Origin of the sequence: Acidovorax sp., from assembly GCF_046291265.1 — a bacterium.
Taxonomy (GTDB): Bacteria; Pseudomonadota; Gammaproteobacteria; order Burkholderiales; family Burkholderiaceae_C; genus Acidovorax.
The window spans coordinates 1-8,296 of the sequence record NZ_JBKBTV010000111.1 but is presented as its reverse complement, the minus strand read 5'-3'; the positions used below and the strand labels follow the sequence as shown (position 1 = coordinate 8,296).

The following is an 8,296-nucleotide window of genomic DNA, read 5'->3' as shown; positions in this document are numbered from 1 at the left end:
TTGACTCATATTTTCAGCACCACAGAGCGGCCGATGCCTACACAGCATCTACCCGGCAGAAAATCCCAGTTCATCGCCGCCGCACATCAGCGCGTTTGCAAACCAAGGAGCCCACCATGCCCCACAACCCAGCCGCCACTCTGGCCACCCAGCGCGTGCTGCACGCCCGCCCCGCCCAGGTGTTTGCCGCCTTCCAGCAACCCGAACTGCTGGCGCAGTGGTGGGGGCCCGCAGGTTTTACCAACACGTTCGAGCAGTTTGACTTTGTGCCCGGCGGGCGGTGGGTGTTTGTGATGCACGGGCCGGACGGCAAGAACCACCACAACGAGAACGTCTTTCGCGCGATTGAGCCCGGTGCGCTGGTCGTCATCGAACATGTGCTGGCGCCACTGTTCACGCTGACGGTGCGGCTGGCGCCCCACGGAGATCAAGACACCCACCTGACGTGGGAGCAGGCGTTTGAGAGTGCCGAGATGGCCGACAAGCTGCGCGACTTTGTGACCCAGGCCAATGAGCAGAACCTGGACCGGCTGGAGGCGGTGCTGCGCGGTTAGAGCGGCTAACAAAACTCTTCTGGCGTTGTTGCCGCGTCTTGTCGTACTGCTCGTACTGCCTGCAACGCAGCGCCTAGCCAGAACCGCTTCGCTGAGTTTTGTTAGCCGCTCTGGGAACGTGTTCCAGTTACCAGACCGGAGCCAGTCACCTCAGGCCAGTGCCTGGTCTACCGTGGCCAGCGTCACTTTGGTCTTGAGGCCGCTCAACGCCAGTCCGTGCACGACTTCGCTGAGGGTGGTGGTGGCGTCCGACAGCACGGTGACCTTGCCATAACCCTGTGCCTGCTGGGACAGCGCGGTGTAGGTCACGCAGTGCTGCGTCATCATTCCGCACAGCAACAGCTCGTCGATGCCTTGTGCCGCCAGTTGGTCTGCCAATTCTGTCTTCTCGAACGAATCGGCAAATTGTTTGATCACGACCGGTGCGTCTGGCGCTGCGGCCAAAACCTGGGGATGGATGTCAGCCCCGGGCGTGCCTGCATTGAAGAAGGGTGCGGCGCCACCCGCGTGCATGACGTGCTGAACGTGGATGACAGGAATGCCTTTGGCACGGGCCGCGTGGATGGCTTTGACGGTGGCGGCCAGCGCGGCGTCCACGTTCCACAGCGGGAAGGCGCCGTTGGCGAAATAGTCGTTTTGCACATCGATGACGATGAGGGCGGGTTTGGTCATGGGTTTCCTTGAAGTGAGTGAATGAGTGGGCGAATCGGTTGATTCTGGGCGGGCGCCGCGTTTCTGGCTATTGGCCTGAAATACTGATATCGCTAAGATCGGGCCAAATTCTTCTCCAACCGTTGCGCCAACCGTCAGGCCCCATGCCCACAAGCCCTCTCAAGACGTTGATCGCGGTCGTCGCGTTCGACGGCATCAGCCCTTTTCACCTGTCGGTGCCGTGCATCGTGTTCGGCGAGGCCCTTGCCGGCCCGTCGCCGTTTGAGGTGGTGGTGTGCGCTGCGGAGCCCGCGCCGTTGCGGACCACGGCGGGTTTCAGCCTGTGCGATCTGTCGCCACTGGCGGTGCTGAAAAGGGCTGCAGTGATCGTGGTGCCGACCTGGCGGGATGTGAACGAGCGGCCCCCGGAACGCCTGCTCAAAGCGCTGCGCGATGCCCACGCGCGCGGCGCCCAGATCGTTGGCTTGTGCCTGGGAGCGCACGTGCTGGCCGAGGCGGGTTTGCTGGACGGGCGGCGGTCCACCACCCATTAAGAATACGCGACCGCGATGGCGGCGCGGTTTCCGTCCGTGGATGTGGACCCGCATGTTCTGTATGTGGAGGACGGCAATGTGCTGACCTCGGCAGGCACCGCAGCGGGCATTGATGCGTGCCTGCATCTTCTGCGCCAGCGCCTGGGTTCGGAGACTGCCAACCGGGCGGCCCGGCGGCTGGTGGTGCCCCCGCACCGCGAAGGGGGGCAGGCGCAGTTCATCGAACAACCGCTGCCCAGCACGGCGGGCAGCACACGGCTCGCGCAGTTGATTGACTCGGTTCGCACCCGCCTTGAACAACCGCACGGCCTGGACAGCCTGGCGTCAGAGGCCAGCATGAGTCGCCGCAGCTTCACGCGGCACTTCAAGGCGCTGACGGGCACCACCGTGCAGTCGTGGTTGCTGGCGGAGCGGCTGGCGTTGTCTCAGCGGCTGCTGGAGCAGACGGACCAGTCGGTGGAGCGCGTGGCAGAGATGGCGGGGTTTGGATCTGTGGTGTCGCTGCGCCACCATTTCAAGCAGGCAGCGGGCGTCAGCCCCACGGCGTGGCGGCGCAGCTTTGCGCCCAGCGCCAAAACGTAGCGTCGGCCCTCTTCTTTTCGACGCGGTTGTTTGAATCAAATGGGATTGAGCGCGCAGGACCGCCTCCGTTCTTGACCCGCGTCAAGCTAATGGCGGCCGCAAGCGTTTGTCCGACAGGCCACTGACGCCTTGGACGGCGGTTTCGGCGCTGGCAGCGCTCAAAAAATGGGTTCAGCGAGCAAAGCAACGTGACTCAACGTAGCTGTCTGAATGACATGCCCACTCGCACAACCCAAGGAGCGCACCATGAACCCCTCTCTCATTGCAGCCGTCGAAGACACGCCCGTGGACGGCGACCTGGCTGAACAGGCGGCGCCGGGCCACGGCGTTCCGTCGCAAGACCCCAACCCCGCCGCACAGCAAATACTGTCGCCGGCCGAGGCTGACCGCGAGTCCCAATCGGCTCTGGTGGGTGGCGGCGTGATGGCCGGTGCCGCTGCGGGGGCCGCCGTGGGCGTGGCGGTGGGCGGACCGGTGGGCGCATTGGTGGGCGGCACGGCAGGCGCCATTGCCGGTGCACTGGGCGGGGCTGCGGTGGGCCAAGTGGTGGAGCCCGAGGCGCCTGCCGACCCGGCGCACGAAACCACCCAGCCGGTTTATGTCGAAAAGCCCAAGGCGCAGGTTTGATCCGGCCTGCCCGCCACAACCAACAAAGCCCGCGTTCTGTGGGCTTTGTTTTGGGCAAAGGCACTGAATACTACGGTTTTGATAGCTAATAGCGCTTTATGGATAAGCGCTAGAGGCCAATTTGACTGATTATTTGCGAACCTCAGAGAGACCGTTCGCCCTGGGCCTGTCGACAGGCTGCTCGCAAAAGGCGCCCTGGCTTCGACAGGCTCAGCCCGAACGGATGGGGGTAAATCTGCCGCAGGCAGCCAATCAGGCCATTTGTTCAAATTCTGGCGGCAAGCGGGCACGATGCACCCCGCACCAGAAATTGCCCGCAAAGCAGAAACTGCCCCCGCCGCAAAGCACTGTGATTATAATCAGTGCTTTGCCGCCCCCTCCCCGCAGCTTCATGTCGGCCCCACAACCCTCCCCCGCCCTCCCCGTACCCATCGCCCTCACCCGCTTTCACCGCACGCGCCTGATGCAGATCTGGCGCTCGGCCGGCTGGCCGTGCAAGGACGGGCTGGAGATTGATCTGCTGGCCGCTGGCCTCGTTGCGCTGCACACGGCGCCCGAGGGGTTTGAGACGCTCAAGCTCACCGACGAGGGCATTCGCACGCTGGCCGTGGCGCGCCAGCGCAGCGTGCGGGCGTTAAGTGGGCATGACCGGCTGGCGCAAAAATTTGCAGCGCAACTGCTGGCGTCGGGGCGCATTGTGTGGACGGAGTTGTCGCTGCGTGCGGTGATTGAAGGCGCCGCAACGTCACCCTTGCCTACCCCCGTCGAGCCCACTGCAACTGCACCCAGCGCCACCTTGCCCCCGCTGTGGAGCGACGACGACACCCCCGCCGCGCGTGCTGCCGCCAATGTGTGGCGCATGGCACGGCCGGACCTGTTTTCGGTGCGCAATACCTCGGTGCCCGCTTACCTGCAACCCATGGTCCACGAGATCAAATACAGCCGCGCCGACCTGCTGTCGGACCTGCGGCACGACGCCAAGCGGCAGGCCTACCAGTGGCTGTGTGAGGAGTGTTACTACGTCTTCCCGGCGGGCATTGCAGAGCCTGAGGAGATACCGGAACACTTTGGCATCTGGGTGCTGCATGGTGGGCTGGATGACAAGGCGGATAACAAGGCGGAGGGCGGAAGGTTCGAGCTGCTGCGCCCCGCGCGCCACGCCCAGTGCACCTTGCCCTTTGCCGTGTGGCTGGCCCTGTGCAAGGCCACGCCACTGCGCGGTGAGGGCGCGATGGCGCAGGCGCAGTTGGGCGAGCCGTGTGGCGAACCCCCAGGCGATGTAGACGATAGGGCCGACATGGCCGACCCGGGTATCGAGCCCGCAGCGGCAGCAGTGACTGCAGCGGCCACGGCGCCAGCGCCGCTCACCCCATCCACCGCATCCACCACGCCCGTCGCCCCATGACCTACACCGTGGCGGTGCGTGAGCTGTGCGAGTTCACCGCCAAACAAGGCGACCTGGACCTGCGCTTTACGCCCGCGCCCACCGCGCTGGAAGGCATTGCGGGCCACGCGATTGCCGCATCACGCCGGGGCAAGGGCTACCGCGCTGAAGTGGCGCTGACAGGCAGCTACCAGACCCTGCAGGTACGCGGCCGGGCCGATGGGTACGACCCGGAGTTGCAGCGCGTTGACGAGGTCAAGACCTTCAAAGGCCGGCTGGACCGCCAGCCCGCATCGCACCGCCACCTGCACTGGGCGCAGGCCAAGGTGTATGGCTGGCTGCTGTGCCAGCAAGAACAGCTGGTGCACATCGACGTGGCGCTGGTGTACTTTGACATCGGCACGCAGCAAGAAACGGTGCTGACCGAGCGCTGCAGCGCCGACGACCTGCGCCAGCACTTTGAGCTGCAGTGTCAGCGCTTCATCGCCTGGGCGCAGCAGCAGGCGGCGCACCGCACGGCGCGCGATGCGGCGCTGGGCACCCTCGCGTTCCCATTCGGCGGTTTTCGCACCGGGCAGCGCCCGCTGGCCGAGGCCGTCTACAAGGCCGCCACCGCCGGCCGCTGCCTGCTGGCGCAGGCGCCCACGGGCATCGGCAAGACCATGGGCACGCTGTTCCCGCTGCTCAAGGCCGCGCCTGCGCAGCGCATCGACAAGGTGTTTTTTCTGGCCGCCAAAACCTCGGGGCGGCAGACGGCGCTGGATGCGCTCTCGCGCCTTTCTGACAGCGCACCCGCCCTGCCGCTGCGTGTGCTGGAGCTGGTAGCGCGCGACAAGGCGTGTGAATACCCGGCCAACGCCTGCCACGGCGAGTCATGCCCGCTGGCCCGGGGCTTTTACGACCGCCTGCCCGCCGCCCGCGCTGCGGCTGTCGAACATGGCGAGGCCGATGGCACCCCGCTGCACCAGGCTCAGGTGCGCAAGCTCGCCCTGCAACACCAGGTCTGCCCCTATTACCTGAGCCAGGAACTGGCCCGCTGGGCCGACGTGGTGGTGGGCGACTACAACTACTACTTTGACCTGGGCGGCCTGCTGCACGGCCTAGCGCAAGCCAACGGCTGGCGCACTGCCCTGCTGGTGGACGAGGCCCACAACCTGGTGGACCGTGCCCGCAAGATGTACACCGCCGAGCTGCGCCCTGCCTCCCTGGCCGAAGCCCGCCGCAGCCCCACCGCTGCGCGCCACCCGCCGGTGAAAAAGGCGCTGGACAAGGTGCGCCGCAGCTGGGTGGCGCTGGACAAGGCGCAGACCAGCGCCTACACCGTGTTGGATGACTTCCCCGACAAGCTGCTGGCCGCGCTGCAGCAGTGCGGCAGCACGCTGACCGAGCACTTTGCCGACCACCCCACCGAGCCCGATGCGGCGCTGCAGGCGTTTTACTTCGACGCGCTGCACATGGTGCGCATGGCGGAGTTGCTGGGCCCGCATTCAATGGTGGACATCACGCAGCCCAGCGCCACCTACAAAGGCAAAGCCGCGCCGCCGGGCGATTCGCTGGTCTGCGTCCGCAACGTAGTGCCCGCATCGTTTTTGCAGCCGCGTTTTGCAGCGGCGCACACCAGCACGCTGTTCTCGGCCACGCTGCAGCCCGCGCGCTACTACGCGGACTTGCTGGGACTGCCTGCGGACCATGGGTGGGTGGATGTGGAGTCGCCTTTTGATGCCGCGCAGCTCAAAGTGCAGGTGGCGCGCCACATCTCCACGCGCTACCCGCACCGCAGCGCGTCGCTGGCACCCATCGTGGCGCTGATGGCGCAGCAGTTTCACGCGCGGCCCGGTAACTACCTGGCGTTTTTCAGCAGCTATGACTACCTGCAGCAGGTGGCTGCGCTGTTTGCCCAGCAGCACCCCGATGTGCCGCACTGGAGCCAGTCGCGCCGCATGCTGGAGGGCGGGCAGCGCGATTTTTTAGCCCGTTTTACCGACACCAGCGAAGGCATTGCGTTTGCCGTGCTGGGCGGCGCGTTCGCCGAGGGCATTGACCTGCCGGGCAACCGCCTGATCGGCGCGTTTCTGGCCACGCTGGGCCTGCCGCAGATCAACCCGGTCAACGAGCAAATCCGTGAGCGCATGCAGGTGCTGTTTGGTGCGGGGTATGACTACACGTATCTTTACCCAGGCCTGCAGAAGGTGGTGCAGGCTGCGGGCCGGGTGATACGCACGCCCAGCGACGAAGGTGTGGTGCATTTGATGGATGACCGGTTTGGGCGGGATGAGGTGCGCAGGTTGTTGCCAGGGTGGTGGGATGGGCGGAAGGACGGCGGGGTTGGGAGATAAATACCCCGCACGCTGAACGCTACTGGCGCGATGGGCAGCACTTGGAACCCCATCTGTCCGTTCGGGCTGAGCCCGTCGAAGCCTGGTGCCGCCCCAAAACCCGTTCGGGCTGAGCTCGTCGAGGCCGGGGTGCGTCCCTAGACCGTTCGGGCTGAGCTTGTCGAAGCCGGGGCCTGCGCGCTGATTTCACCGGCGTGCCTGTGTTGAGTGCGGAGGCCGGGAGTCGCCCCGGCGGGCGAGGTACTTGTTCTTTGCTTCGCTGTATGGACCGGACACATGGTGGACAGGTGTGCGCAGACATGGTGGACACCTGTGGTCGTATTGGCCGCAGGAGACAACACCATGCCCTGGAGCGCACGAGACACCATGAGCCTTCGCCAAGAATTCATCAACCTGGCCCAGCACGAAGGTGCCAACCGACGCGAGCTGTGCCGCCGCTTTGGCATCTGCCCCCCAGACGGGTTACAAGTGGTTGGCACGTTTTGCCCAGCAGGGTCCCCCGGGCTTACTGGACGCTTCGCGCCGCCCCCTGCAAAGCCCCGCAGCCACTGAGGAAGCTTTGCAGCAAGCCGTTGTTGCCCTGCGCCGCGAGCACCCGGCCTGGGGTGGCCGCAAGATCGCCCGTCGCATGCTGGATCTGGGCTTGGGCACCTTGGCACCCAGCACTGTCACTTCGATCCTGCATCGCCATGGCCTGATCAGCCCCGAGGCATCGGCTGCGGCCCAACCTTGGCAGCGCTTTGAGCACGAGCACCCCAATGCCTTGTGGCAGATCGACTTTAAGGGCTATGTGGACACTGCAGGCGGGCGCTGCCATCCACTGACGCTGCTGGACGACCATTCGCGCTTCAGCATGGCCATTCGTGCTTGCGCCCGCCAGGAGGGCGGGACCGTAAGGGCGCAGCTCACCGAGGTGTTCCGAACCTATGGCCTTCCGGTACGCATCAACGCGGACAACGGTGCTCCCTGGGGATCGCCGTCTCAGCCCGGGCAGGTCAGCGAACTGGCACTGTGGCTGATACGGCTGGGGATCCGGGTGAGCTTCAGCCGCCCCTACCACCCGCAGACCAATGGCAAGGACGAGCGGTTCCACCGCTCGCTCAGGGCAGAAGTGCTCAATGGCAGGTCCTTCACGGACCTCGCCCAGGCTCAGGCCGCATTCGACCGCTGGAGGGAGGTCTACAACCACCAGCGGCCCCACCAGGCGCTGGGTATGGCGACACCAGCGAGCCGCTATCGCATGAGCGAGCGAAGCTACCCGCAGGAGTTGCCCGCCATCGAGTACGGGCTGCAGGACACGGTGGTGATGGTCAAAGCCCTGGGAGAGATACGGTTCCAGGGAAAGCGCTACAAGCTGTCAAGCGCGTTGCGTGGGATGCCGGTGGCGGTGCGGGCAATGCCTGCGCAGGACGGATGCTATGGCGTGTACTTCATGCACCACAAGCTTCGCGAGATAGACCTGCGAGAGGACTGAGCTGTGCAGCAAAATCCGTCCACCATGTCTGCGCACACCTGTCCACCATGTGTCCGGTCCATACACTTCGCCAAAGAAAAGTACCCAAAAGAAACGGCGACCCCCAGTCTGCGACCCCTTCGCGGTGCGAAGGG

5 protein-coding genes and 2 pseudogenes are annotated in these 8,296 nt (G+C 65.3%); 6 read left to right on the top strand and 1 reads right to left on the bottom strand.

The annotated features are described in order from the left end of the window. Positions 1-116 precede the first annotated feature (116 nt). A complete protein-coding gene (locus ACK41V_RS22890; protein WP_409785864.1) occupies positions 117-554 on the top strand; it encodes an SRPBCC domain-containing protein in 438 nt (145 codons plus the stop codon). Between the two features lie 150 nt (positions 555-704). Here the strand turns inward: ACK41V_RS22890 and ACK41V_RS22885 are convergent, their stop codons facing one another. Continuing rightward, positions 705-1,226 (bottom strand): cysteine hydrolase family protein, encoded by a 522-nt coding sequence (locus ACK41V_RS22885; RefSeq protein ID WP_409785862.1) that lies wholly within the window; start codon positions 1,224-1,226, stop codon positions 705-707. A gap of 143 nt (positions 1,227-1,369) precedes the next feature. Here ACK41V_RS22885 and ACK41V_RS22880 point away from each other — a divergent pair. The 5 genes and pseudogenes from ACK41V_RS22880 to ACK41V_RS22860 all read left to right on the top strand — a co-directional run bounded on the left by ACK41V_RS22880 (position 1,370) and on the right by ACK41V_RS22860 (position 8,162). Then, positions 1,370-2,341: pseudogene (locus ACK41V_RS22880) on the top strand (helix-turn-helix domain-containing protein). Positions 2,342-2,587: 246 nt separating this feature from the next. Further along, entirely contained in the window at positions 2,588-2,968 is a 381-nt protein-coding gene (locus ACK41V_RS22875) for a hypothetical protein (RefSeq protein WP_409785861.1), read from the top strand. 391 nt (positions 2,969-3,359) lie between these two features. Then, positions 3,360-4,373: a hypothetical protein gene (locus ACK41V_RS22870; RefSeq protein ID WP_409785860.1), complete on the top strand. Its 1,014-nt coding sequence runs from the start codon at positions 3,360-3,362 to the stop codon at positions 4,371-4,373. Next, positions 4,370-6,688: an ATP-dependent DNA helicase gene (locus ACK41V_RS22865; protein WP_409785858.1), complete on the top strand. Its 2,319-nt coding sequence runs from the start codon at positions 4,370-4,372 to the stop codon at positions 6,686-6,688. Before ACK41V_RS22870 ends, ACK41V_RS22865 begins: the two co-directional genes overlap by 4 nt. A 342-nt stretch (positions 6,689-7,030) precedes the next feature. Beyond that, a pseudogene (locus ACK41V_RS22860) lies at positions 7,031-8,162 on the top strand (IS481 family transposase). Positions 8,163-8,296: the final 134 nt, after the last annotated feature.